Annotated in this window: 27 protein-coding genes and 1 tRNA gene; 16 read left to right on the top strand and 12 right to left on the bottom strand. The window is 32.0% G+C overall.

Annotated features, from left to right (window positions below):
* The first annotated feature begins 37 nt into the window (after positions 1-37).
* The 12 genes from G5V56_RS05705 (at position 38) to G5V56_RS05650 (ending at position 12900) form a co-directional block, all read left to right on the top strand.
* Positions 38-673 carry a class I SAM-dependent methyltransferase gene (locus G5V56_RS05705; RefSeq protein WP_166962757.1) on the top strand — a complete coding sequence of 212 codons (636 nt, stop codon included), beginning with the start codon at positions 38-40 and terminating at the stop codon, positions 671-673.
* Between the two features lie 176 nt (positions 674-849).
* Positions 850-1305, top strand: coding sequence for a 50S ribosomal protein L13 (gene rplM / locus G5V56_RS05700; protein ID WP_166962755.1), 456 nt, complete (start codon positions 850-852; stop codon positions 1303-1305).
* A complete protein-coding gene (gene rpsI, locus G5V56_RS05695; RefSeq protein ID WP_166962753.1) occupies positions 1306-1692 on the top strand; it encodes a 30S ribosomal protein S9 in 387 nt (128 codons plus the stop codon).
* A 224-nt stretch (positions 1693-1916) separates the two neighbouring features.
* Positions 1917-2762 (top strand): 30S ribosomal protein S2, encoded by an 846-nt coding sequence (gene rpsB / locus G5V56_RS05690; RefSeq protein WP_166962751.1) that lies wholly within the window; start codon positions 1917-1919, stop codon positions 2760-2762.
* A gap of 83 nt (positions 2763-2845) precedes the next feature.
* Positions 2846-3820, top strand: a complete 975-nt coding sequence (gene tsf / locus G5V56_RS05685; RefSeq protein ID WP_166962749.1) for a translation elongation factor Ts — start codon at positions 2846-2848, stop codon at positions 3818-3820.
* Between the two features lie 299 nt (positions 3821-4119).
* Positions 4120-4827, top strand: a complete 708-nt coding sequence (pyrH, locus tag G5V56_RS05680; RefSeq protein ID WP_166962747.1) for a UMP kinase — start codon at positions 4120-4122, stop codon at positions 4825-4827.
* Positions 4828-4870: 43 nt separating this feature from the next.
* Entirely contained in the window at positions 4871-5428 is a 558-nt protein-coding gene (gene frr, locus G5V56_RS05675) for a ribosome recycling factor (protein WP_166962745.1), read from the top strand.
* Between the two features lie 53 nt (positions 5429-5481).
* Complete coding sequence (locus G5V56_RS05670) at positions 5482-6753, top strand: hypothetical protein (protein WP_166962743.1); 1272 nt, start codon at positions 5482-5484, stop codon at positions 6751-6753.
* 59 nt (positions 6754-6812) lie between these two features.
* Positions 6813-9209 carry an efflux RND transporter permease subunit gene (locus G5V56_RS05665; RefSeq protein ID WP_166962741.1) on the top strand — a complete coding sequence of 799 codons (2397 nt, stop codon included), beginning with the start codon at positions 6813-6815 and terminating at the stop codon, positions 9207-9209.
* An 81-nt stretch (positions 9210-9290) separates the two neighbouring features.
* On the top strand, positions 9291-10724 hold the full coding sequence (gene asnS, locus G5V56_RS05660) for an asparagine--tRNA ligase (RefSeq protein WP_166962739.1): 1434 nt from the start codon (positions 9291-9293) through the stop codon (positions 10722-10724).
* A gap of 110 nt (positions 10725-10834) precedes the next feature.
* The gene (rpoN, locus tag G5V56_RS05655) at positions 10835-12295 is read left to right on the top strand and encodes an RNA polymerase factor sigma-54 (RefSeq protein WP_166962737.1); all 1461 of its coding nucleotides are present in this window, start codon (positions 10835-10837) and stop codon (positions 12293-12295) included.
* Positions 12295-12900, top strand: coding sequence for a hypothetical protein (locus G5V56_RS05650; RefSeq protein ID WP_166962735.1), 606 nt, complete (start codon positions 12295-12297; stop codon positions 12898-12900). Before rpoN ends, G5V56_RS05650 begins: the two co-directional genes overlap by 1 nt.
* Here G5V56_RS05650 and G5V56_RS05645 read toward each other — a convergent pair.
* The 8 genes from G5V56_RS05645 to G5V56_RS05610 form a co-directional block, all read right to left on the bottom strand.
* Positions 12895-13587, bottom strand: a complete 693-nt coding sequence (locus G5V56_RS05645; protein WP_166962733.1) for a porin family protein — start codon at positions 13585-13587, stop codon at positions 12895-12897. The genes G5V56_RS05650 and G5V56_RS05645 overlap by 6 nt on opposite strands.
* Positions 13588-13673: 86 nt before the next feature.
* A complete protein-coding gene (locus G5V56_RS05640; RefSeq protein WP_166962731.1) occupies positions 13674-14147 on the bottom strand; it encodes an ExbD/TolR family protein in 474 nt (157 codons plus the stop codon).
* 24 nt (positions 14148-14171) lie between these two features.
* The gene (locus G5V56_RS05635; protein ID WP_166962729.1) at positions 14172-14759 is read right to left on the bottom strand and encodes an ExbD/TolR family protein; all 588 of its coding nucleotides are present in this window, start codon (positions 14757-14759) and stop codon (positions 14172-14174) included.
* Between the two features lie 4 nt (positions 14760-14763).
* Entirely contained in the window at positions 14764-15207 is a 444-nt protein-coding gene (locus tag G5V56_RS05630; RefSeq protein WP_166962727.1) for a hypothetical protein, read from the bottom strand.
* An 18-nt stretch (positions 15208-15225) separates the two neighbouring features.
* The gene (locus G5V56_RS05625) at positions 15226-15996 is read right to left on the bottom strand and encodes a MotA/TolQ/ExbB proton channel family protein (protein ID WP_166962725.1); all 771 of its coding nucleotides are present in this window, start codon (positions 15994-15996) and stop codon (positions 15226-15228) included.
* A 73-nt stretch (positions 15997-16069) separates the two neighbouring features.
* Positions 16070-16157, bottom strand: a tRNA-Ser gene (locus G5V56_RS05620).
* A 75-nt stretch (positions 16158-16232) separates the two neighbouring features.
* Complete coding sequence (locus tag G5V56_RS05615) at positions 16233-17264, bottom strand: asparaginase (protein WP_166962723.1); 1032 nt, start codon at positions 17262-17264, stop codon at positions 16233-16235.
* Positions 17265-17267: 3 nt separating this feature from the next.
* Positions 17268-18035 carry a TatD family hydrolase gene (locus G5V56_RS05610; RefSeq protein WP_166962721.1) on the bottom strand — a complete coding sequence of 256 codons (768 nt, stop codon included), beginning with the start codon at positions 18033-18035 and terminating at the stop codon, positions 17268-17270.
* An 87-nt stretch (positions 18036-18122) separates the two neighbouring features.
* On the opposite strand from G5V56_RS05610, the gene G5V56_RS05605 reads away from it, so the two are divergent.
* Both G5V56_RS05605 and G5V56_RS05600 read left to right on the top strand, forming a co-directional pair.
* Positions 18123-18563, top strand: a complete 441-nt coding sequence (locus tag G5V56_RS05605) for a retropepsin-like aspartic protease family protein (protein WP_166962719.1) — start codon at positions 18123-18125, stop codon at positions 18561-18563.
* Positions 18564-18610: 47 nt separating this feature from the next.
* Positions 18611-19234, top strand: coding sequence for a response regulator (locus G5V56_RS05600; RefSeq protein WP_166962717.1), 624 nt, complete (start codon positions 18611-18613; stop codon positions 19232-19234).
* A 337-nt stretch (positions 19235-19571) separates the two neighbouring features.
* On the opposite strand, the gene odhB is transcribed toward G5V56_RS05600, so the two are convergent.
* Positions 19572-20786 (bottom strand): 2-oxoglutarate dehydrogenase complex dihydrolipoyllysine-residue succinyltransferase, encoded by a 1215-nt coding sequence (odhB, locus tag G5V56_RS05595; RefSeq protein ID WP_166962715.1) that lies wholly within the window; start codon positions 20784-20786, stop codon positions 19572-19574.
* A 34-nt stretch (positions 20787-20820) separates the two neighbouring features.
* Complete coding sequence (locus G5V56_RS05590; protein ID WP_166962713.1) at positions 20821-23565, bottom strand: 2-oxoglutarate dehydrogenase E1 component; 2745 nt, start codon at positions 23563-23565, stop codon at positions 20821-20823.
* Between the two features lie 199 nt (positions 23566-23764).
* Here G5V56_RS05590 and G5V56_RS05585 point away from each other — a divergent pair, with 199 nt between their 5' ends.
* The gene (locus G5V56_RS05585; protein WP_166962711.1) at positions 23765-24265 is read left to right on the top strand and encodes a c-type cytochrome; all 501 of its coding nucleotides are present in this window, start codon (positions 23765-23767) and stop codon (positions 24263-24265) included.
* Positions 24266-24268: 3 nt separating this feature from the next.
* Here the strand turns inward: G5V56_RS05585 and G5V56_RS05580 are convergent, their stop codons facing one another.
* Both G5V56_RS05580 and G5V56_RS05575 read right to left on the bottom strand, forming a co-directional pair.
* Positions 24269-24616 carry a hypothetical protein gene (locus G5V56_RS05580; protein ID WP_166962709.1) on the bottom strand — a complete coding sequence of 116 codons (348 nt, stop codon included), beginning with the start codon at positions 24614-24616 and terminating at the stop codon, positions 24269-24271.
* A complete protein-coding gene (locus G5V56_RS05575) occupies positions 24616-25590 on the bottom strand; it encodes a polyprenyl synthetase family protein (protein WP_166962707.1) in 975 nt (324 codons plus the stop codon). The genes G5V56_RS05580 and G5V56_RS05575 overlap by 1 nt, the downstream gene beginning before the upstream one ends.
* A gap of 124 nt (positions 25591-25714) precedes the next feature.
* Between G5V56_RS05575 and G5V56_RS05570 the strand changes: the two genes are divergently transcribed.
* Complete coding sequence (locus tag G5V56_RS05570) at positions 25715-26317, top strand: TetR/AcrR family transcriptional regulator (protein WP_166962705.1); 603 nt, start codon at positions 25715-25717, stop codon at positions 26315-26317.

The raw sequence follows: 26317 nt of genomic DNA, 5'->3' as shown, positions 1-26317 counted from the left end.
TATTGGTTAATTAATGATTTAAATCATTAAAAAAGAATTGGAAACATACAAAGAGACATTTCGGACTTGGAATAAAGTGGCATCAATTTATGAAGATAAATTTATGGACTTAGACTTGTATAATGATACTTATGACTTTTTTACTGAGCAAATACCAACTAACAACCCTGAAATTTTAGAGATTGGATGTGGTCCTGGCAACATTACAAAATACGTATTAGGGAAACGTCCTGATTTTAAGCTTACCGCAATAGACATTGCTCCTAATATGATTAAGCTAGCCAAGAAAAATAACCCGAATGGTATATTTAAAGTTTTAGATATCAGAAACATAACTACCATTAGACAAAATTTTAACGGAATTCTAGCAGGATTTTGTGTGTCTTATTTGTCTCAAATAGATGGTTCAAAACTAATACAAGATTGCCATAAATTACTATCTTCTTCGGGCATACTATACATAAGCTTTGTTGAAGGAATTTATGAAGATTCAGCGTATCAAATTGGCAGTTCTGGAGACCGAGTCTTCTTTTATTACCATGGTTTAGACTTTTTTAAGAACATACTTGAAACAAACCATTTTACTATCATAAAGTTATATCATAAAAACTTTCACAAAACAGATAAAACGACGGAAACTCATACCATAATGATAGCAAGAAAACATCAATAAGTGATAATATTTTAAATGTTTAATCCCTACTCTTTTCTTAAACTTTAAATCCTACCTTTTTACCTCTGGCAATTACAAATAAAAATTACAGCATACTATTTGGTAATCAAATAGATTATCGTAAATTTGCAAACTCTTTTTGAGAGAGGAATGTTTAATTAGAAAAAATAATAAGTGTGGACACATTAAGCTACAAAACGATTTCAGCAAATAAAGCTACTGTAAATAAACAGTGGGTTTTAGTTGATGCTGAAGGTCAAGCGCTTGGTCGTTTAGCTTCTAAAGTTGCAAAACTATTAAGAGGTAAACACAAGCCAAACTTCACACCTCATGTTGATTGTGGTGATAACGTTATTGTTATCAACTCAGAAAAAATCAGTTTATCTGGTAACAAATGGAACGACAAAACGTACATTCGTCACACAGGTTATCCTGGAGGTCAGAGAAGTTTAACTGCTACAGAATTGTTTGGAAAAGATCCTGCAAGAGTAGTGGAAAAATCAGTTAAAGGAATGTTACCTAAAAACAAATTAGGTGCAGATTTATTCCGTAACCTAACAGTTGTTGTTGGTTCAGAGCATGCTCATGCGGCGCAAAAACCAGAAACAATTAACTTAAACGAATTCAAATAAATGGATGTAATTCACAAAATTGGCCGTAGAAAGACGGCTGTTGCTCGTGCTTATGTTGCTCCAGGAAAAGGCAACATTACAATTAATAAAAAAGACTTAGCTAATTACTTTACTACAGCTACCTTACAGTACAAAGTAAAGCAACCTTTAGTTTTGACTAACAATGACGACAACTTTGATATTACAGTAAATGTATATGGAGGTGGTATTACTGGACAAGCAGAAGCTGTTCGTTTAGCCCTTTCTCGCGCAATGTGTGAGGTTGATGCTGAAAACAGATTAACACTTAAACCAGAAGGTTTATTAACAAGAGATCCAAGAATGGTTGAGCGTAAAAAATTCGGACAGAAAAAAGCGCGTAAGAAATTCCAATTCTCTAAACGTTAATGCTGAACTTGTTTCAGTATCTGTTTATCAGTTACCTCAAACATATTCAATCATAAAATCAAAAGAAGCTGAAAAAATTTCAGCTTAAAATTATAAACAAGTTATTGTTGTCCTAGTGTAAAAACAGGATTTAGTTTAGCATCTAAATGAAGCCAACAGCCAAAGCACAACGCTAAAAGCCCAATGGAACATTGCTAATTCAACAGAACGTAAACTATTACAAAATGGCAGTAGAAGTAAAAGAATTACTTGAAGCAGGTGTACACTTCGGTCACCTAACACGTAAGTGGGATCCAAACATGGCTCCTTACGTATATATGGAGCGCAACGGTATCCATATTATTAACCTTTACAAAACAGCAGCTAAAATAGAAGAAGCAGGAGCAGCACTTAGCAAAATTGCTAACTCTGGTCGTAAAATCTTATTTGTTGCTACAAAAAAACAAGCAAAAGATATTGTTGCTGAAAAAGCGGGAGCTATCAACATGCCTTACATCACAGAAAGATGGCCAGGTGGTATGTTAACTAACTTTGTAACTATTAGAAAAGCCGTTAAAAAAATGGCTTCTATTGATAGAATGAAGAAAGACGGAACGTTTATGACGCTTTCTAAAAAAGAACGTTTACAAGTTGACCGTTTAAGAGCTAAGTTAGAGAAAAACTTAGGATCTATTAGTGACATGACTCGTTTACCAGGTGCTTTGTTTGTTGTTGATATTAAACGTGAGCACATCGCGATTAAAGAAGCTCAAAAATTAAACATTCCAATTTTTGCAATGGTAGATACCAACTCAGATCCACGTCAAGTTGATTATGTAATCCCTGCAAATGATGACGCTTCTAAATCTATCGATAAAATTTTAACTTACGTTACAACATCTATTAGTGAAGGCTTGTTAGAGCGTAAAGCAGAAAAAGATGCTTCTGCCGAAGGTTCAGATGAAAACGAAGAAGTTGCAACTAAAAAAACTGCTAAAAAAGAAACTACTGAAAAAGTAGCCGATGAAACAGTTGAAAAAGCAACTCCAAAAGCTAAAGCTAAAAAAGTTGTAGCTGACGAAGAAGAATAATTAAAAACTAATAAAGCATACATAAGTCGTTTAATTATTTTCTTAACAGAAATCAATTGAGCGACTTTTTAAATTTAAAATATATGGAATCTACAGTAAAAGTTACAGCAGCAGAAGTAAATAAACTAAGACAAGCAACTGGTGCAGGAATGATGGATTGTAAAAAAGCTTTAGTTGAAGCTGGTGGAGATTTTGATAAAGCTATTGCGGTTTTACGTAAAAAAGGACAAAAAGTAGCTGAAAAAAGAGCCGACAGAGATTCTTCTGAAGGAGCTGCTATTGCTAAAATCAATGCAGACGAAACAGCAGGTGTTGCTATAGTTTTAGGTTGCGAAACTGATTTTGTTGGTAAAAATGAAAACTTTGTTACCTTAGCTAACCAACTAGGTGAAGTTGCTTTAAACTGTGCTACTAAAGAAGAATTTTTAGCAGCAGATTTTGGTGGCATGACAGTTGCCGAAAAATTAACTGAACAAACTGGTGTTATCGGTGAAAAATTAGACATTACAGCATTTGAGAAGTTAGAAGCTCCTTACGTTGGACAATATGTTCATATTAACAAAATTGCTGCATTAGTTGGTTTATCTGCTAAAGTAGATAAGGCAGAAATCTTAGTTAAAGATGTTGCAATGCAAGTAGCTTCTATGGGGGCTACCACATTATCTTATAAAGATTTTGACCCCGCATTTGTTGCTTCAGAAACTGAAGCTAGAATTGCGGTGATTGAAAAAGACAATATTGAACTAGGACGTTTAGGCAAAACACTTAAAAATGTGCCTAAATATATTTCTATGGCACAAATAACTCCAGAAGTTTTGGCTCAAGCTGAAGAAGATGCTAAAGCTGAATTAAAAGCTGAAGGAAAACCAGAACAAATTTGGGATAGAATTTTACCAGGAAAAATGGAACGTTTTATTTCTGATAATACAACGCTAGACCAAGAACAATGTTTATTAGATCAAAACTTTATTAAAGATGAGAAAATAAGCGTTGCTAAATACGTAGCATCATACGGAGACGTTGAAGTTATAGGCTTTAAAAGAGCTACTGTAGGATAAACTTATTTTTAACTTACACCATAAAAAAGCCATTATATTTTTAAAAATATAATGGCTTTTTTAGTTTTATTTTCTCCAGAACTTGATTAATATTTGTACTATTTGAAAGTCATTAATTCGATATCAAATTTAAGTCCAAGAATTAAACACCAAAAAAAAGAAGATTCATTTTTTATAAATACTAAAAAAATAAATTAGTTATTAAAAAATCCAAAAAATGAATTCGATCAAAATTAGGTCTTTTATATACACTCAAAAAACCAAAAAAAAATGTAGTTTTGTTAAACTTTAAGCATATTATGAAGTACAAAAGAATCCTACTTAAATTATCAGGTGAGGCCCTAATGGGAAATCGCCAATATGGTATAGATCCAGAGCGTTTAGCCGAATACGCGCACGACATTAAAACAATAACAGACAAAGGTGTTCAAGTTGCTATCGTAATAGGTGGTGGAAATATTTTTAGAGGCGTAGCAGGTGCAACTAATGGCATGGATCGAGTACAAGGCGATCATATGGGAATGCTTGCAACAGTTATAAATGGCTTAGCGCTGCAGAGTGCTTTAGAAGATGCTGGTATTCCAACACGCTTGCAATCTGCTATAAAAATTAACGAAGTTGCCGAACCTTTTATTAGAAGACGAGCCATGCGCCATTTAGAAAAAGGGCGTGTTGTTATTTTTGGTGGAGGAACAGGAAATCCTTATTTTACAACTGATTCTGCAGCTGTTTTAAGAGCTATAGAAATTGAAGCAGATGTTATTTTAAAAGGAACTCGAGTAGATGGTATTTACAATGTAGATCCAGAAAAAGACTCCAAAGCCGTTAAATTTGATAATATCTCTTTTGATGATGTGATAAGAAAAGGGCTCAAAGTTATGGATACAACAGCCTTTACCTTGAGTCAAGAAAATGATTTGCCAATCATTGTGTTTGATATGAATAAAAAAGGTAATTTATTAAAAGTAGTTTCAGGAGAAAATATTGGTACAGAGGTGAATTTCTAAAACCCTTATTTTTGAATTAATTTAAAATAAAAGTTTTATAATCATGAATGAAGACGTGCAATTCATATTAGACACAGCCAAAGAGGCCATGGATAATGCTCTTAAGCATTTAGAAAAACAATTTGTTAACATCAGAGCTGGTAAAGCTAGTCCTGCAATGCTTGGTAGCGTTATGGTAGACTATTATGGTTCTCAAACACCTTTGAGTCAAGTAGCAAATGTTAATACTCCTGATGGTAGAACCATTACAGTACAACCATGGGAAAAAAATATGCTTCAAGAAATTGAACGAGGTATTGCCTATGCAAATATTGGTTTTAACCCAATGAATAACGGTGAGACTATTATTATTAATGTGCCACCATTAACCGAAGAACGTCGTAAAACTTTAGCTAAACAAGCTAAAGCAGAAGCTGAAGATGCAAAAATTGGTGTTAGAAGTGCTCGTAAGGAGGCTAACAATGAGATTAAAAAATCTGAGGATATTTCTGAGGATCTTAAAAAAAATGCAGAAATTGACATACAGAATATGACCGATAAGTATGTTAAAAAAATTGATGATTTCCTTGAAGTTAAGGAGAGAGAAATCATGACCGTATAATTTGAGAAGCGACTTAAATGTCGCTTTTTTTTAACACTAACTTTCTTGTATTGATGTCTAAACTAAGCACCTTTCTTATTATTGTGTTATTTACCTGTGTGCTAAAGGCTCAATCTAATTCAGAAAACACACATAATACTGAGCAAGACACAATCAATAAAAGTGCGTTTTTAAAACAATTAGGTAATGGATATTTCCCTACCAAATATTTCAATTTCGATTTAAGATACCTTATAAAATACAATCAGTATGAAGCACTAAGGACGGGGCTAGGCGGTATTACCAATGATAACTTTTCAGAAAAATTGCGATTAAACACGTATGTAGTTTATGGTTTTAGAGACCATAGGTTTAAATATAGTTTTGGTACTGGTTTAAGACTAAATGAAAAAACAAATACGTGGCTAAATGCATCGTATACTGATGATTTACAAGAATCTGGTAGTTCAACCTTTTTAACAGATAAACGCTTTTTTCAATTTTTTGAACCCCGTTTATTAAACATTAGTTTATTCCACAAACATACCACAAGAGCAATTTCTATAGAACATCAACTTAGTCCGGAATTACAAACTGAAACTCAACTTGCATGGAGTTATATAGTTCCAACGTATGATTACACCTTTTTACTAGATGGCAATAGCTATACCACCTTTCATATAAGTACGTTCAAAACATCGTTACAATGGAGTCCCTTTAGTCATTATCAATTAATAGATAATAAGTATGTAGAAACTAAAAGCGGTTACCCAAAATTCACCTTACAATACACCAAAAGTTTTAAGAACTTTGAAAAAAGTGATTTTAACTTTTCAAAACTTGATTTTAGAATTATTCATGAAATAGATTATCATAATGACTCTAAAACTGAAATCACCGTCGTTTCTGGAGTCACTAATGGTGAAACCCCACTCACTCATCTGTACCACGCCTATCCAAATAACATAAATAAAGCGACCATTATGCAGCGGTTTTCAGTTGCTGGTCTTAATAGCTTTGAAACGATGTACTTTAATGAATTTTTTTCAGATAAGTTTACAACTTTTCAATTTAAGCATTATTTTAAACCGTTTATTATTTCAAAGCGTTTTAAACCACAATTTGTTTTAATTTCTAGATATGCCATTGGAGACATAGCGCATATAGAAAGACATCAAAATGTAAGTTTCAAGTCTTTAAAACATGGGTATACGGAATCTGGATTTGAAATTAATAAATTGTTATTTGGTTTTGGATTAAGTTTTACATACCGATATGGTGCATATCATCTTCCTAATATTGATGATAATATTGCTGTTAAATTTACATTTAACGTAACATTATAATCTTATAAACACATCTAATTCATTGTTTTTTCTACCTTTGCCCAACTTTTAATAAAAACATGTTTAAACTTTTTACAAAAGATTTTTGGGACATCATCGCGAGGCTTATTTTACGGAATAAAATCGTAATACTTTTAGCTATTATCAGTGTAACTGTAATCTTAAGTTTTCAGTGGAAAAACATGCGGTTTACCTATACAGAAGCTAACTTGTTGCCTGATGATCATGAAGCTAATATTGTTTATAATAACTTTTTAGACAAGTTTGGAGAAGAGGGCAATTTGATTGTGCTTGGGGTAAAAGATTCTACACTTTTTACTGTTGATAAGTTAAATGCTTGGAATGACTTATCAGATAGTTTTAAAAAATATAAAGAAGTAGAAACGGTTTTATCTATTAAAGATCTTCAAAAGCTTGTAAAAAATACGACTCTTCAAAAGTTCGATTTAGAGCCTTTTATAAAAGATTCTGTTACTTCATTAAAACAAATTGATAAGCTTGAAGTTGACCTTTTTCATAAGTATCCGTTTTATGATAATTTTTTATTTAATAAGAATACTAAAACAATTCGTACTGCTATTTATCTTAAAAAAGATATTGTTAACACAGCGGCGAGAAAGGATTTTGTTCTTGATGTGTTACAACCAAAAATTGATGCCTTTGAAAAAGCAACCAATTTAAATGTCAGGGTTTCTGGCATGCCCTATATACGTACGTTAAATGCTCAAAATATTGTTGATGAAATAGGTTTGTTTATTGGAGCCGCTTTGCTTGTTACGTCGCTTATTTTCTTTTTCTTTTTTAGATCGTTTAGAGCTACCATAATTTCGCTTATCGTTGTGTGTACTGGGGTTATGTGGACCTTTGGAATACTAGGCTTATTAAATTATGAAATTACCGTTTTAACAGCTCTTATTCCTCCACTAATTATTGTTATAGGAATTCCAAACTGCATCTTTTTAATTAACAAGTATCAAAACGAAGTTAAACTTCATGGTAATAAAGTAAAATCGTTACAGCGCGTTATTACAAAAATTGGAAATGCCACATTAATGACCAATGTTACAACGGCTTCTGGTTTTGCAACATTTATTTTTACTCAAAGTCAACTTTTAAGGCAGTTTGGTATAGTTGCTTCATTAAGTATTTTGTCCATTTTTATTCTGTGCATCCTTATAATTCCTATTTTATATTCGTTTCTACCCTACCCTAAAGAACGTCACTTAGAACACTTAAACAGACGTTGGGTTACCTATTTTGTTAGTTGGATAGAACGTATGGTAAAACAAAAGCGTATTACTATTTATGCAACAGCAGTAGGTTTACTTATCATAAGTTTTATTGGAATTTATCAAATTAAAATTTCTGGTAGCCTCATTGAAGACATGCCCAAGAATACTGATTTTTATAAAGATATCAAGTTTTTTGAAAAAGAGTTTAATGGTATCATGCCGTTAGAAATTATGGTAGATACCAAGCGTAAAAAAGGTGTGATGAAACTATCTACCTTAAAGCGGATGGATGAACTTGAGAAAGTAATTGAAGAAACACCTGAATTATCCAGACCTATTTCTATTGTTAGTTTAGTGAAGTATTCCAAACAAGCTTACTATAACGGAAATCCTAAGCATTATCAATTACCAACGTCTCAAGAAAATAGTTTTATTTTATCCTACGCTAAAAATTCCACCTCTAATGTTGATTTGTTTAAAAACTTTGTTGACAGTACCGGACAATATGCCCGTATCACGACTTTTATGAAAGATATTGGTACTGATAAAATGGAACATATTGAAGATAATTTAGAGAATAAAATAAAAAATGTGTTTCCTAAAGATCAATATAATGTCACTATAACAGGAAAAGCATTAGTATTTCAAAAAGGAACAACATATTTAGTAAAAAACTTAGCCATATCCTTAACACTAGCCATATTTTTAATATCGCTATTTATGGCCTATATGTTTAGATCCTTTAAAATGATTGTTGTATCTCTTATTCCAAACTTACTGCCTCTTTTAATTACAGCTGGATTAATGGGGTATTTTGGAGTTCCTATAAAACCATCAACCATTTTAGTATTTAGTATTGCATTTGGAATTTCGGTGGATGACACCATTCACTTTTTAGCTAAATACAGGCAAGAGTTACAAGCCAATCACTGGAGAATTAAAAAATCTGTATATGCCGCATTACGCGAAACTGGGGTTAGTATGTTTTACACCTCCATTGTTCTGTTTTTCGGGTTTTCAGTATTCACCATATCAAGCTTTGGAGGCACGGTAGCGTTAGGCGCTTTGGTGTCTATAACCTTGCTATTTGCAATGCTTTCAAACTTAATTTTACTGCCGTCATTATTACTCTCTTTAGAGCGCAGTATTGCTAATAAAAAAGTTTTAAGAGAACCTTCCATCAATATTATTCCTGATGAAGACACAGAGGATGAAGATTTTTAATTTTTAAAAATGATTTTGGAATTTGGAATTTGATATTTGCTAACTGAAAACTTTATATTTGCACTTTAAAATATAACATCAATGATATCACATAGCATTTCAGAATTATTATCAAACAACGCGATCCTTCCTGAAGTAGAAATTAAAGGTTGGGTAAGAACCTTTAGAGCAAATCGATTTATTGCATTAAATGATGGTTCAACAATAAATAACATACAATGTGTTGTTGATTTTGAGAATACTGATGAAGCTACATTAAAACGTATTACTACAGGTGCATCAGTTCACATTAAAGGTGAATTAGTTGAAAGCCAAGGTAAAGGTCAAAATGTTGAAATAGTTGTTAGCTCTATTAAAATTTTAGGCGATTCTGATCCTGAAACCTTTCCCATTCAACCTAAAAAACACTCGTTTGAGTTTTTAAGAGAAAATGCGCATTTGCGGACAAGAACGAACACCTTTAGTGCTGTAATGAGGTTACGTTCTGCATTGTCTTTTGCTATTCATAAATATTTTAACGAAAATGGTTTTTATTATATGCATACTCCTGTTATCACTGGCAATGATGCAGAAGGTGCGGGCGAAATGTTTAGAGTAAGTAGTTTAGATGCAAAAAATCCGCCACTGAAAGAAGATGGTAACGTTGATTTTTCAAAAGATTTCTTTGGAAAAGAAACCAACTTAACGGTTTCAGGTCAATTAGAAGCAGAAACCTATGCCATGTCGCTTGGTAAAGTTTATACCTTTGGCCCTACATTTAGAGCTGAAAACTCAAACACTTCAAGACATTTAGCTGAGTTTTGGATGATTGAACCTGAAGTTGCTTTTATGGACTTAGCGGGTAATATGGATTTGGCCGAAGACTTTATGAAGTTCATATTAAAATACATTTTAGATAACAATCGAGAAGATTTAGAATTTTTAGAAAAAAGATTGTTAGATGAAGAAAAAACAAAACCACAGGCTGAACGTAGTGGCATGAGTTTAATTGAAAAACTAAACTTTGTTATTGATAATAACTTTAAACGTGTAAGTTACACTGAGGCCATTGACATTTTAAGAAATAGTACCCCAAACAAGAAAAAGAAATTCAAATATATAATCAAGGAATGGGGATCTGATTTACAAAGTGAACACGAACGATTTTTAGTAGAAAAACACTTTAAATGTCCTGTTATATTATTTGATTATCCTGCAAATATTAAAGCCTTTTACATGCGATTAAATGAAGATGGCAAAACCGTTAGAGCTATGGATATTTTATTCCCAGGTATTGGCGAAATAGTGGGTGGTTCTCAACGTGAAGAGCGTTTAGACGTCCTTAAAGAAAAAATGGCTGCTCTTGATATTGACGAATCTGAATTGTGGTGGTACTTAGACTTGCGTAAGTATGGCACCGCAGTACATTCTGGTTTCGGACTAGGCTTTGAGCGTCTCGTTATGTTTGCCACAGGTATGGGTAATATAAGAGATGTTATTCCGTTCCCTAGAACACCACAAAATGCTGAATTTTAGTTTAAAGATTTTGTAACAAAATAATTCTAACGTCGTTTTATTTTAAACAAATCTCTTTTAACACTTAGTTAATAGAATTTTTATACATTTATCTTAACTAGTTTTTAAATATGCTTAAGCAACAATTACAGTTTAAATTATCGCAAAAGTTGTCACCGCAACAAATTCAATTAATGAAATTGATTCAGTTGCCTACACAAGCTTTTGAGCAACGCTTAAAGCAAGAATTAGAAGAAAACCCGGCTCTCGAAGGCGGAAAAGAAGATATAGAAGATAACTATGATTCTGATTTAGACAATACTACAGATGATTTTAATGATGGAGAATCAATAAATGCCGAAGACATTAATGTTGATGAGTATTTAAGTGATGATGAAGTACCTGATTACAGAACACAAACCAGCAATTATAGCATTGATGATGAGGAAAAAACAATTCCTTATGCTGCTGGAACTTCATTTACTCAATATTTAATCGATCAATTAAACACCTATAGACTTTCTGATGAAGAGCGTGATATTGCTGAATTTTTAGTTGGAAGTGTTGATGATAGCGGCTATATTCGTCGTTCTTTATCTGATATTATGGACGATTTAGCCTTCACACAGAACGTCTTTACAACCGAAGAAAAAATTGAACACGTTTTATCCCTAGTACATCAGTTAGATCCTGCCGGTGTTGGTGCTAGAAATCTTCAGGAATGTTTAAGTATTCAATTACATAGAAAAGAAAAAAATTTAGATATTGAGTTAGCAACTCGTATTATTGATGAGGCTTTCGATCAGTTTACAAAAAAACATTACGAAAAGCTTATTCAAAAATTTGATATTTCTGAACTTCAATTAAAAGATGCTATTTCCGAAATTGAACGTTTAAACCCCAAACCTGGTGGTTCTTACGCTGGAAATAATCGTATTGTTGAACATGTTGTTCCTGATTTTGCCATTAAAATTGTTGATGGAGAATTAGAATTAACACTCAACGGAAGAAATGCCCCTGAACTTCACGTCTCTAGAGAGTATCATAACATGCTAAAAGGTTATAAAGACTCTAAAGATAAATCAAGTTCTCAAAAAGATGCTGTTGTGTTTATTAAGCAAAAACTAGATGCCGCAAAATGGTTTATAGAAGCTATTAAACAACGTCAACAAACATTATTTATTACCATGAGTGCTATTATGCACTACCAAAGTGAGTATTTTTTAACTGGCGATGAACGTAACTTAAAACCCATGATTCTAAAAGATATTGCAGATGAAATTGATATGGATGTATCTACGGTATCTAGGGTTGCTAACAGTAAATATGTTGATACTCCTTACGGAACCAAGCTTATAAAAGAATTCTTTTCTGAATCCATGAAGAATGATCAAGGTGAAGATGTATCAACTAGAGAAATCAAAAAAATCTTAGAAACAGTTATTGAGGAAGAAGATAAAAGAAAGCCTCTAACTGATGAAACATTAGCTGCTATTTTAAAAGAAAAAGGGTATCCTATAGCTCGACGCACTGTCGCTAAATACAGAGAGCAATTGGATATTCCAGTTGCTAGATTACGTAAAAAAATGTAATGAATAAAGTTCTAAAAAGTATTTCATTTTTTTTTCATCCTTTAATAATGCCTCTACTTGGTGTTATATTTTATTTCTCAAAATCACCTCGATATATTCCTATTGACATTATTAAAGCCAAATTAATTTCTCTATTTATACTCACTATTATTTTACCAATACTACTGTTTTTTTTACTAAAAACACTAGGTAAAGTAAAAACAATCTACTTAGAAACAACTAGAGAGCGTATTTTACCCTTACTACTTAATTGTATTGTTGTTTTATTAGTACTAAATAGAATCATAACACCCAATCAAATTATTGAACTGTATTACTTTTTTGTAGGTATATTAATCTCTACACTTACGTGTTTAATTTTAGTTATCCTAAAGTTTAAAGCTAGTCTTCATATGGTATCAGTTGCTGGTGTCTTGATGTTTTTTATTGCTTTAAGCATTCATTTTAGCATCAATATTAATGGAACCCTAGCATTACTATTTATCATTATAGGTGCTATAGCAACCTCAAGGTTACATTTGCAAGCGCATACATTTATAGAATTGATTATTGGTTTTTTTATAGGGCTTATCCCACAGCTAATTCTACTTAAATATTGGTTATAAAATATAAAACATAAGACCAATTTTTACAGCTTTCATATCTATTGATTTTCCATCAATCTTTGCATTACCAGAAAACAGTGGGTTTAGTCCATAATACGTATAAAAATTCCAAGTATTATACCCTATAGAAAGGGTTAAACCATACTGCAAATTATTAAAATCTTGAATCCCTTTATATTTTAAATTGCCTAAGTCTCCTACATGTTTTGTTGTACTTGCCAATACATACCCTATTTTAAAACCAGTATAGATACGCCAAAATTTATAATCGGTAGCATTTGATGTACGCCATCTAAACTCAAATGGCATCTCTATTAAGTGTTCAGAAAACTTGTTTCTTGAATATGTATCAGTGCTAGATAAAATACTGTAATTTAAAACTCCTTGGCTATCTTTATTAATTAATAAATTTTGATTAAATGAATTTGCAGAATAGCCCAATCCAATCCCTATTGCAATATTCCTATCTTTATTAATAGGCATATCTTTGATAAATCCTAAATGAAGCCCTATAGAAAAGCCACTTTGGGAAACATCGGCAGGTTTTTTACTTAATAAATTATAGCTTGTTCCAATATAAAATTGGTCTTCTTTATATAAAGAAACAACTTGTTTACCAACAGCCTCTTGCGAAAAAGACCATTGTAAACTAATCAAAAAAATACTAACACAAACAAAAGATTTCATAATTTGAATATAAACATAAAAGTATAAAAAAAGGTGTTTTGATATTTCAAAACACCTTTTTATAATATAAAATTAAGATTTAAAAATTAATGGCTAAAAACATCACCTTTTTTAGTGGTGTAATTAATTTTTAACGCATTTACTTTTCGTAATTCTTGCTTAATATCCATTATCGTTCCCATATTTGCATCTTTATCAACTTTAAGTGCAGTTGTTAAAAAAGGAACTAATTCTTCTCTTTTGGAAGCGCGTTCAGAAGCAATAAAAGCCGCTATTTCACTAACATCAGCAAATTTATCATTGAGCTGAATTTTAGTTTCTGTACCTAAATTCTTGTAAGCATCACTTGGTTTACCCGCATAAATATACATTACTAAATCCTTCTTATCTAGTTTTTCAACTTGATCTGCATATGGTAAGTCATTCTTAATCATCAACGTGTTTTCTCTCATAACCGTTGCAACCATAAAAAAGAATAATAACATAAATACAATATCTGGTAATGATGCTGTCGAAATTGCTGGCAGTTCGCCTCCTTTTTTCTTATTAAATTTACCCATATAAAATGTATTATAACTTTAAAATTATTGGACTTCAGAAAGTTTTATAGGATATTCTTCCTTAATCTTTTCTAATTTTTCCTTTAATTTAGTTTTATTTCCTACCCAGTTCACATTATCATAATCAGCTTGCATTTCAATGAAAGATTTTCCATACAATGACTTAGCCCTTGCATTCCTTAAATCGTTATAAGCAGCTACAAGTTCATTTGTTACAGCTACAAACATCTTATAAGATGTTTCCCTATCATTTTTTAGAGATATAATCGCTTTATCTGGATTATCTGAAGAACTTGGGTCTTTCTTTCCATTACAGTAATTACAAGTTCCGTCGCCTCCGTTATCTAAAAATTTAACGGCGGCTGCTCTCAAATCCTTAAGTTTCATCCTTTCATCCTCTACTAGCAAATCATCATTTCTATTAATATTTACAGTGAAAATATTTTTTTGTTTAATAATAACATCTTCTTGGTTGTCATCAACAGGTGGTAATTTACGGTTAATACCCGTATCTGTCTCTATAGTTGTGGTTACCAAGAAAAAAATTAATAATAGAAATGCTATGTCGGCCATGGAGCCTGCATTAACTTCTGGTGCTGCTCTTTTTGCCATAATATTATTTATTAAATAGGTTTTTTACTCCAGCCATTAGCATGGCAACAATTGTTCCCACTATCAATATGTAAAATGCAACAATTCCAGCTCCTACCAAATGAGATGCAGTTTCTGTTGCTGGCACACCTCCATAAAGATATTCTTTAGTGTCTCCACCAGAAACGGCATACGATATGATTAAAACGACTAGAAAAGCGCCAACGCCAATTAATGTACTTTTTAATGTAGCTGTATTTGTAAACAAGCCCTTTAATGTAAATATAAGTACTAAAGCTATTGTAACAATTAAAATAGCATAAGCAATATACATAAAGGTGTTTACTGTTCCGCTAGATTCGCCAGCTTTTATAGCCGTATCACCTGTTCCTATTATCATAGCAAGAAAGATGATTGAAAGTACGCCTACAATTCCAACAAATATAGTTGATAATTTTTTTGACATCATAATTGTGTTTTTAAATTATTACTTTTTTTGTCTGATTAGTAAATCCATTAATGTTATAGAAGCATCTTCCATATCATTAACAATACTATCAATTTTAGCAATAATATAATTATAAAAAATTTGAAGTATAATAGCAACAACTAAACCAAATACAGTTGTTAAAAGTGCTACTTTAATACCTCCTGCAACAAGTGATGGTTGCATATCTCCAGCAGCTTCAATTTTATCGAATGCTTGAATCATACCTATTACTGTACCCATGAACCCTAACATTGGAGCTAATGCGATAAATAATGATATCCAAGATACATTTTTTTCTAATTGTCCCATTTGAACGCCACCGTAAGCTACTACAGCTTTTTCAACAGCCTCTAAACCTTCATCTGTTCTATCTAAACCTTGGTAGTAAATAGAAGCAACAGGTCCTTTTGTGTTTCTGCAAACTTCTTTTGCTGCATCAATTCCGCCAGAAGACAATGCTTCTTCAACTTCTGATGTTAATTTTTTTGTGTTTGTAGTTGAAAGATTTAAAAAGATAATTCTTTCAATAGCAATTGCTAATCCTAGAATTAAACATAATAATACAATCCCCATAAATCCAGGACCTCCTTCAATAAAACGCTTTTTTAATTCTTGATGAAAACCAAGTTCTTCCGCAGGTGCTGCAGCATCATCTTGGGTTGTAGTTACTACCGTCGTTGCAGTAGATGTGTTTGCATTTGTAGTTGCATTAACAGTTCCGAATGCCATTATTCCTGAAATGGCTAGGATAGAAAATAATCTTTTCATGTTCTAGATCTTAATTTTATTAGTTAAAGTGTTAAAGATATAAAAAAAAAGTAATTAAAAATAAAAATAACAGCAGAGAGGAAGGGATTCGAACCCTCGATACGCTTTTGACGTATACACACTTTCCAGGCGTGCGCCTTCGACCACTCGGCCACCTCTCTGTATTTCAATATACTCAATTACGAGGACTCAAATAACAAAAAATTTGTTAAATGGTAAAACTTTATCCGTTAATTTTAAGACAATTCTCCTCTTAGAGAGGTTTCATATATGGTTTTGAATACATTAGAGGAGATATTTTGCCCTAACATATACATTAACTTACAAATTGCAGCTTCCGTAGTAATGTCTTTTCCTGAAATTACACCTGCTTTTATTAATTGTTCGCTAGTTTCGTAGTGTCCCATTATAACACTTCCGCCAGAACATTGTGTTATATTAATAATATGTATCCCATTTTTGATGGTTTTTTCAAGTAAATTAATGAACCATTTTTCGGTAGTACAGTTTCCTGCTCCATAGGTTTCTAAAATAATGCCTTTTAAATTTGGCGTATTACATATATTATTTAGTAATACTTCTGTAATTCCAGGAAATAATTTAACCAGTGCGATGTTTGTATCTAAATTTTTATGAACTATGAGTGACTTTTTTAAATTTGGTTTAAATAAATATGTCTTATTAATTTTTAAATGAACGCCTGATTCAGCCAAATCGGGATAATTTAATGAGGCAAAGGCTTCAAAATGTTCTGCATTAATTTTAGTTGTTCGATTACCTCTATACAATTTGTATTCAAAATATAAGCACACCTCTTTAATGATTGGTTTATTTGCATATTGCATAGAAGCAACTTGAATAGACGTAATTAAATTTTCTTTAGCGTCGGTTCGTAAATCGCCAATAGGTAATTGTGACCCTGTAAAGACAACCGGTTTTGCTAAGTTTTCTAACATAAAACTTAATGCTGAAGCCGTATAACTCATGGTATCGCTTCCGTGTAGCACAACAAACCCATCAAATAGGTTGTAATTGGTTTCTATTATTTCGGCAATTTGAACCCAATACTCTGGATTCATATTACTTGAATCAATAGGTGTTTCAAAAGAAATCGTATCAATTTTACAATCGAGTAACTGAAGTTCTGGAATTCGTTTTAAAAGATTTTTAAAATCAAAAGCTCTTAGCGCTCCTGTTTTAAAGTCTTTTATCATACCTATTGTTCCTCCAGTATATATGAGGAGTATGTTTGGACTTGATGTACTCATTCTTTAAATTTTAAAAATCTGTTTAGAATTTTGGGTAGTAATACGTGCTATTTCTTCTTTGGATATATTGTAGATTTCTGATAGTTTTTCCAATACCTTTAATATATAGAGACTTTCATTACGTTTTCCTCTGTATGGTGCAGGGGCTAGATATGGGGCATCTGTTTCTAAAACAATATGTTTCAAATCAATTTGATTTAAAAATTGATCAATTTTACCGTTTTTAAAAGTTACAACGCCACCTATTCCTAATTTCATATTATAAGACATCGCTTGATGTGCTTGCTCTATTGAACCCGTAAAGCAATGAAAAATACCAAATAAATCACTATCCTTTTCTTCTTCTAAAACTTCAAAAACTTCATTAAAAGCTTCTCTACAGTGAATAACAATGGGCAGCTTATATTTTTTTGCTAATTTAATTTGATACCTAAACGCTTCTTGCTGAATTTGCAATGTTGACTGATCCCAATACAAATCTATCCCTATTTCACCAACAGCATAAAATGGTCGTTTAGCAAACATGTCTTCTACATGTTTTAATTCCTCCTTATAGTTGTCTTTAACATGAGTTGGATGCAAGCCCATCATTAAAAAAATATTATTGGGGAATTCCTTTTCTAACTCAAGCATTGATGCTGTATATGTTGAATCTATAGCAGGAATAAAAAATCGCGTAACATTTGATTGAATAGCGCGCTCTATCATTTCTTTGCGGTCTTCATCAAAATCCTCGCTGTATAAATGTGTATGTGTATCTGTTAGTATCACTAATGGTAAGTTAAAAAAATTATAATCGTTATTCTAGCAACAAAAATAATTGTTTTACATGAGTATCTTTGTTTAAAATTAATTTTGATGCAATCACTTTCTGAATTCCTTCTTGAAAAAGGATATATTAAAATAAAACTTAAACTTGCTAAAACAGATCACTTCGAGTTGAAAGCAACTATTAATGGTGTAAAAGGTCGTTTTATATTAGACACGGGCGCTTCCAGCTCTTGCGTTGGCTTAGAAGCTATTGAAACATTTAAGCTTGCTGCGGAAGAATCTGTTATTAAAGCTGCTGGTGCTGGTGCCATAGATATGGAAACTCAAATTTCTCAAAAAAACAATATTAAAATTGGTAAGTGGAAGAAAAAAAATGTTGTTTTAATTTTATTCAATCTAACTCATGTAAATACAGCTCTGGTTAATCATAATTCAGAGCCTGTAGATGGAATTATTGGTGCCGATATTTTAAAAAAAGGTAAGGGCATTATAGATTATGAAAAGAAATATTTGTACCTAAAGCCTTAATTAAATAACAAAATTCTTACATTTATGGTCTTTAATCCCTTAAATGAATGAATTCAATAGTAATCGCAGATGATCACCCTCTTCTGCTAAGAGGTCTGAGTGATTTTTTAACGTCGAAAGGCTTTAACATTATTGGTGTTGCTGAAGATGGACAAAGCGCCTATAATTTAATAGTGAAACTAAAACCCGATATTGCCATTCTTGATATAAGGATGCCGCATAAAACAGGATTAGAAATTGCTGAAGATTGCCAAAAGAACAAGTTAAGCACTAAGATTATTTTAATAACCTTTGATCAGGAAGAAGAATTATACGAGCAAGCGAGATCTCTTAATGTTTATGGTTATATTTTAAAAGAATTGGCTATTGAGGAAATTGAAATTTGTATCCAGCACCTTCTAAAAAATGAACCCTATTTTAGTAAAGAAATTGAAAGTCATCTTAAAAAAAGCACTTCAAGTGATGATGCTTTAAACATATTAACTAAAACTGAAAAAAAGGTTATAAAGCTAATTGCTGCGAATAAGACTAGTCAAGAAATAGCAGAGGAATTATCGGTTTCAATAAAAACAATTCATAAACACAGAAGTCATATAATTGCTAAGCTAAAATTAGACAACAAACCCATGTCTCTTTCTGTTTGGGCCAATTTAAACAAGGAACAATTTTAAAAAATACGCATAAGTGCGTATTTTTTTTTACAATGCTAAAACATATCTTTACAGTGCTATTAATTAATTCTTAGGGAGAATTTACGAAAACTCTGTGTTGTAATGATACAGAGTTTTCAATTAAAAAAGTTAAAAGTGTAAAACCCAAATCTGCCTATATAATGTTAAATAATAAATTTGATAAATTTTTTATGGTTACGTTAATCATCTTAATTGTTATAGTTATTTCCATTAATATCTTTGTTTGTTTCTTTTAATCATTTCTATTATTAGTTAAAAAAACAAGGCTTCCTAAATTTAGGAAGCCTTGTTTTTTTATTATAGATTAAATAAAATATTAAAGTTCTAACGCTTTTTTAACATCATTATTCATTAATAATTCAATAGGATTTTCTAATGCTTCTTTAACAGCTACCAAAAATCCAACACTCTCTTTACCATCAATAATTCTATGGTCGTAAGATAAGGCTACATACATTATAGGTCTAATCTCAACTTTTCCATCAATTGCAACTGGTCGCTCAACAATATTATGCATTCCTAAAATACCACTTTGTGGCGGATTGATAATTGGCGTAGACAACATACTGCCAAAAACACCTCCATTAGAAATAGTAAAGGTTCCACCTGTCATTTCATCTACAGTAATTTGTCCGTCACGAGCACGAATTGCTAAACGTTTTACTTCAGATTCTACTCCTCTAAAACTCATATTTTCCACATTTCTCATGACTGGAACCATTAAACCTTTAGGACCAGAAACCGCGATGCTAATATCACAAAAATCATATGTAATCATTTCCTTCTCGTCAATCATAGAATTAACTGCAGGATACATTTTCAAAGCTCTTACCACTGCTAAAGAAAAGAAACTCATAAACCCTAAGCCTACACCATGTCTCTCCTTAAAGGTTTCTTTATATTCGTTTCGTAACGCAAAAATTGGTGACATGTCAACCTCATTAAAGGTGGTTAACATGGCTGTTTTGTTTTTAGCTTCTACTAAACGCTCTGCTACTTTACGACGTAACATTGACATTTTACTTCTTGAACTTCCTCTATTTCCACCAGTTGGTGTTCCCATAGATGGTGTAGCTTTTACAGCATCATCTTTAGTAACTCGACCATCCTTACCAGTTCCTTTTACTTCAGATGCTTCCATTCCCTTTTCAGCTAAAATCTTTTTTGCTGCTGGACTAGCGGTTCCTGTGGCATATGTTTTAGACTCAGTTTCTTTTTCAACCGGTTTTGAAACCTCAGCTTTTGGCGCTTCCTCTTTCTTGTCTTCTTTTGAGGAATCTCCTTCTGGTTTTTCAGCACTGGTGTCAATTAAGCAAACAATAGCTCCAACTTCAACGGCATCTCCCTCTTCTGCCTTTAAAGTGATGATTCCACTAGATTCTGCAGGTAATTCGAGGGTCGCTTTATCACTATCAACTTCGGCAATAGCTTGATCTTTTTCAACATAATCACCATCTTCTACCAACCATGTAGCAATTTCTACCTCTGTTATAGATTCCCCTGGTGAAGGGACTTTCATTTCTAAAATCATTCGTTATAATTTTAAGTGTCTTCTTAATTTAACTCTACTTATTTACTTCAAAAACAGCATCAATAACACGCTGTTGTCTTCTTTTATCACGTGTACTAGATCCTGGTGCAGGCACAGAACTATAGGGTCTAGATATAACATCTAGTTTTACCAAATTCATTCGTTGTGCCATAAAACTCCAAGCTCCCATATTTTTTGGTTCTTCTTGTGCCCAAATATATTCTTTAGCATTTGAATACTTATCAATTACTTGTTGTATTTTATCAAAATGCAAAGGGAACAATTGCTCAATTCTTATTAAAGCAACATCATCTCTATCTAATTTTTCTCGTTCTGTTAGTAAATCATAATAAAACTTACCTGTACAGAAAACCAGTCTCTTTATGTTTTTAGAGTCTAAAGTATCGTCAATAACTTCATTAAATTGTCCATTTACCAAATCTTCTAAAGGCGAAACAGCTTTAGGGTTTCTCAACAAACTTTTAGGGGTAAATACGATTAAAGGCTTTCTGAAATCACGCTTCATTTGTCTACGAATCAAATGAAACATATTAGCTGGAGTAGTACAATCTGCAACAGTCATATTATCATCTCCACACAACTGCAAATAACGCTCTATTCTTGCCGATGAATGTTCGGACCCTTGACCTTCGTATCCATGAGGCAATAACACGACAATACCATTTTGTGACTTCCATTTATCTTCTGCTGCTGATAAATACTGATCAAAAATAATTTGAGCACCATTACTAAAATCTCCAAATTGAGCTTCCCAAAGGGTTAATGTATTTGGATTAGCCATTGCATATCCATAATCAAAACCTAGCACTGCATATTCTGATAGCAACGAATTGTATATAAACATTTCACCTTTACTTTCAGGATTGATGTTTAGCAAATTAATTCGTTCTTCTGATATTTCATCACGAAGAATCGCATGACGATGGCTAAATGTTCCGCGTTCTACATCTTGACCGGACATCCTTACATTGTAGCCTTCTTCTAACAAACTACCGTATGCTAGGGTTTCAGCGATTCCCCAATCAAGAGAATTTGATTCAAAAACCATCTCAGCTCTACCATGCAAAATCTTTTCGGCTTTTCTTAAAAACTTAACACTTTCTGGAACTGTAGAAACTACTTTAACAATGTTTTCTAGTTTGTCTTTAGGGTAACTTGTGTCAACCGGTTGCAACATCTCTTCTAATCCCTTACGGCTAAAGTTAGTCCATCGTTCTTCCATGAATTCTCTAACCTTGGAAGATTCTTCTTCTTTAGACTTCGTATATTCTCTTTCCAAGAAGTCTTTAAATTCATCAACAACACCATCAATATAGGCCTTCTCAAGTGTTTTCTCTGAAATTAACTTATCTGTATAAATTTTAAAAGGATTAGGATGTTTTGCAATTTCTTTATAGAGTTTTGGTTGTGTAAAACGAGGTTCATCGCCTTCATTATGACCGTATTTTCTATAACCTAATAAATCAATATAAACATCTCTTTTGAAGCGCATTCTATAATCTAAAGCCATTTCTACCGCATGAACAACTGCTTCTGCATCATCTGCATTGACATGCAATACAGGAGACAATGTAACTTTTGCAACATCTGTACAATAGGTGCTTGAACGAGCATCGAGATAATTCGTGGTAAAACCAATTTGATTATTGACGACAATATGAATAGATCCTCCTGTTTTATAGCCTCTTAATTGACTCATTTGAGCAACTTCATAAGCAATTCCTTGACCAGCTATAGCAGCATCACCATGCACTATAATAGGTAGTATTTTAGAATCGTCTCCCTCGTAATCATTATCAATTTTCGCTCTGGTAATTCCTTCGGCAACTGAGGCTACAGTTTCTAAATGTGACGGATTAGGCACCAAATTCATTCTGATACTTTTTCCGTTTTGATACGTTTTTTCAAGTGTTAATCCTAAATGGTATTTTACATCGCCATCTATATCTTCATCTTCAAAATCTTTACCATCAAACTCACTAAACAATTCTTTTATGGGTTTTCTAAAAATATTTACAAGCGTATTTAAACGTCCGCGATGCGCCATTCCTAGCACACATTCTTTAACATCATACAAATCAGATGCATTAAAAAGTGCTACACTTATAGCTGGAATTAATGTCTCCCCACCTTCTAAAGAAAATCGTTTTTGACCAACATATTTGGTTTGTAAAAAATTCTCAAAAGCTACAGCTTGATTTAACTTTGAAAGAATATATTTTTTGGCACCCTCTGAATAATTAGGATGATTATCATTTACATTTAACTTGTCTTGCCACCACTGTATAACTTCAGGGTTTCTTATATACATATATTCTACACCAATAGAACTACAGTATATTCTATTTAAATGCACAAGAATTTCACGCAATGGTTGTGCTCCAATACCCAAAACTTCTCCTGCTTTAAAAACCGTATCTAAATCACCATCTGAAAGTTTAAAATTCTCTAAATCTAACGTAGGTTCGTAGGTTCTTCTGCTTCTAACAGGGTTTGTTCTTGTAAACAAATGTCCTCGCGTTCTGTAACCGTCTATCAATCTTAAAACCTGAAACTCCTTTTGAACGTATTCAGGAACTTGAGTTGAAACACCTTCAATCATTTCTCCATCAAGATCATAATTTTCAGATCCAAAATCATAACCTTGGAAAAAGGCTCTCCAACTTGGTTCTACAGAATCTGGGTTATGTAAATATTGTTCATATAATTCAGAAAAATATGACGTATGAGCAGCATTAAGAAAAGAATATTTATCCATTATTTTATATCAGATAATCGTATGATTGCAATTTTTTTTCAAAAATACAACTTTTACTAAAATTAGATATTGTTTTATACTTTTTATATATATACACTATTTTAACAAAACTATTAAACTAAAATGCTTTTTAAGGGATAATTTAATGAGTTTTATCACATAATTATTTTTATTAGCTTTACCACATTAAAATTTTTAGATGCGAAAAACGTTACCATATCTCTATTTATTCATTACTGTCTTATTTTTAAGTTGTGGTGGAAAAGAAAAAAAGAAAAAAGAAGGTTTTACTTATGAAAAGATACAATCGGATACAAAGCAATCAAATAATAATGTAAAAACCTTAGCATCAGAAAAAGTAGATCTAAAAAATAAAGGAATCGGGCCAATTTCAGAATTAAAATTACCCGAAAATATCGACCAAAACTTGGCTAAAAATGGTGAAGCTATCTTTAAAAAAATGTGTACCGCATGCCATAGGCCAGACAAAAAATTTATTGGTCCTGCGCCTAAAGGTATTTTAAAGACAAGAACTCCCGAATGGATTATGAATATGATTTTAAATCCTGAAGAAATGCTTAGAAAAGACCCCTTGGCTAAAGAATTACTTGCTGAGTTTAATTACGCTCCAATGATTAAGCAGGATATTTCTGAAAGTGATGCTAGAGCTATTCTTGAGTATTATAGAACACTCGATTAGGTTTTAAAATTTATTGCGATACCACACCTTTTGCCATTCTCTTTTTAAAATTAAAAACGACACTTGCTCTGCCAGTTGAATAGTATCATCACCATCTAATTGTCTAACTTGTTGTTCTGGAACATCAATGATGTACAATAAATTTAAATACTCTGTAAATTTGTGTTGTATCAGTTCATAAATGGTTTCATGAAGCATTATTTTCAAACTTGAAGGTAAAATTTCTTCATGAAAATCTGTATCAATATTAGCTAATAAGAAGTCTTTATTAAGTTGTTCAACAAGTTTTTTATACAAGTCTAACTGAGTAGCTTCTTCAACTAAAACATCAAAATTTGCAGGAACTTGCATTATACGTTTCTATTCATTAACTGTTCGCCAAACCGTTTTAAAATTAACTTTTTATCTTCTGAGATGTTTAGCGTTTCTAAAACAGAAAATGCTTGCTGGGTATACGATTTTATTTCTTGTTTTGTAGCATCCGCAGATCCGCTTGATATAAAAATCTGTTTTGTAATTTGAATTTTTTCTTCTGGATTACTTGGGTTGATGCTAAACAAATGTTGTAATTGAAGGCTATCTTCAAGACTTGATAATTTTAACGCATTGATAAATAAAGCTGTTTTTTTGTTTTCAATAATATCACCTCCTATTTGCTTTCCAAAAGCTTTTGGATCTCCAAACGCATCCAAATAATCGTCTTGTAATTGAAAGGCTATCCCTAAATTCTTTCCAAATTGATAAATTTTATTTTGATCTTCTTCAGATGCTTCAGCTACAATGGCTCCCATTTTCATAGCAGCTCCAACTAAAACAGCGGTTTTGTATTCAATCATTTTTAAATATTCATCAATAGTAACATCTCCTCTTGTTTCAAAATCAACATCATACTGTTGGCCTTCACAAACCTCTAGAGCGGTTTTACTAAATAACTTAGCTAAAGACTTAAACGTCTTGTTATCATAGTTTTCAAACAATTGATACGCCATAATAAGCATCGCATCACCCGAAAGAATTCCAGTATTTACATCCCACTTTTCATGCACTGTTTCTTGTCCTCTTCGTATGGGCGCATCATCCATAATATCGTCATGAATAAGTGAAAAATTATGGAAAACCTCTATGCTCAAAGCCGCATTTAAAGCCTTTTTGTAATCAGTGTTAAAAATCTCTGATGTCATTAACGTTAAAACAGGACGCAACCGTTTTCCTCCTAATTTTAAGATATATTGAATAGGCTCGTAAAGACTTTCTGGCTCTTTTATAATTGAATACTCTTCCAAATATTCAACAAACTTTTCTTGGTATGTTTCTATTAATAGCATAAAGCAAAAATAAATTAAAACATCGTATGTAAAAGTAACAATGTAAATTATATGTTAAAAAATCATTAAAACTTTGGAAACTTTTTTTGTTTTATAAGTTTCCAATTGTATATTTGCGCCCGTTATGAGAGAAAAAATATTAAATAATGCAACTGATTTGTTTTTAAACTATGGGTTTAAAAGCGTGACAATGGATGATATTTCCAATAATTTAGGTATCTCAAAAAAAACAATTTATCAGCATTTTCAAAATAAAACAAGCCTCGTGGAAGCTGTATCCATGCATGTTTTTGAAAATATTTCGTGTGGAATTAATGAAATATGCAACTCAAAAAAGAATCCTATTGAAGAAATTTTTGATATAAAGAAGTTTGTAATGGAACATTTAAAGGATGAAAAATCATCTCCTCAATATCAATTACAAAAATATTATCCTAAGATTTTTACTACACTTAAAAAGAAACAGTTTGAAGTTATGCAAGAGTGTGTTAAAGACAACCTTAACAGAGGTATTGAGCAAGGAATCTACAGACCTAACATAAATATAGAATTTATCTCTAGAATTTATTTTCATTGCATGACTATTCTAAAAGATAACGAGTTGTTTCCACTAAACCATTTTTCTATGAATACCCTATTAGATAACTATTTAGAGTATCATGTAAGAGGTATAAGCACGGAAAAGGGGCTTCTAACATTAAACAAATTCATCAATAATCAATCTTAA

This window comes from Yeosuana marina (assembly GCF_011762485.1).
Taxonomy (GTDB): Bacteria; Bacteroidota; Bacteroidia; order Flavobacteriales; family Flavobacteriaceae; genus Yeosuana; species Yeosuana marina.
The sequence above is the reverse complement of the archived record's forward strand: the minus strand, read 5'-3'. Positions and strand labels throughout refer to the sequence as shown.